2 protein-coding genes are annotated in these 767 nt (G+C 60.2%); one reads left to right on the top strand and one right to left on the bottom strand.

The features are described from left to right. The coding region (locus tag J6497_RS40750; RefSeq protein WP_225709759.1) for a transposase at nucleotides 1-456 on the top strand (456 nt) is incomplete at its 5' end. A gap of 33 nt (nucleotides 457-489) precedes the next feature. Here the strand turns inward: J6497_RS40750 and J6497_RS40745 are convergent. After that, nucleotides 490-767: transposase (locus tag J6497_RS40745; RefSeq protein ID WP_225709709.1), on the bottom strand; the 278-nt coding region annotated here is incomplete at its 5' end.

Genomic DNA, 767 nt, shown 5'->3' with positions numbered 1-767 from the left:
GTCCTGCTCGACGTGCATCGTCCCTGGCGCAAGGTCAAAGTCACCGAGCGGCGCGCGGCCGAGGACTACGCCCAATGCATGCGCGACCTCGTCGACATCCATTATCCCGATGCCGAGACCATCCGGATCGTTCAAGACAATCTATCGACCCACTCGGCCGGCGCCCTGTATCAGACGTTCCCGCCCGCCGAAGCCAGGCGGATCTTGCGGCGGCTCGAGTTCCACTACACCTCCAAGCATGCAAGCTGGCTCAACATGGTTGAGATCGAGATCGGCGTCTTGCGGGGACAGTGCCTCGATCGCAGGATCGACGACCCCAAGCGACTGCGCCGCGAAATCACCGCTTGGGAACGGCAGAGGAATGCCGCACGCTGCCGCATCAAATGGATGTTCACTACAGACAAGGCCCGCGCCAGAATGGGCCGAGCCTATCCCGACACTTCCAAAGAGTCATAATCTCAGTGCAGAGCAACTAGGGTCTGTTGGGATTCATCGGGAGTTTATCACGGCCGCGACCAGATGGATCATGGAGGCGAAGCTTTGATCGGTCTTTTCGGCGCGCATGGCGATGCGTTTGAACTCCTTGAGCTTGCCGAAGAAGTTCTCGATGAGATGCCGCCATTTGTACATCTCCTCGTCGATGGTGAGAGGCTTGGCGCGGCGCGGATGCTGGGAGATGACGACCTTGGCGCCGCGCGCATCGAGTTCGGCGATGATGGCGTTGCTGTCGAACGCCTTGTCGGCGATCAGCGCGTCGAAGGCCAATC

The sequence above is a fragment of the Bradyrhizobium cenepequi genome (assembly GCF_020329485.1).
In the GTDB taxonomy this organism is placed as follows: Bacteria; Pseudomonadota; Alphaproteobacteria; order Rhizobiales; family Xanthobacteraceae; genus Bradyrhizobium; species Bradyrhizobium cenepequi.
The sequence above is the reverse complement of the archived record's forward strand: the minus strand, read 5'-3'. Positions and strand labels throughout refer to the sequence as shown.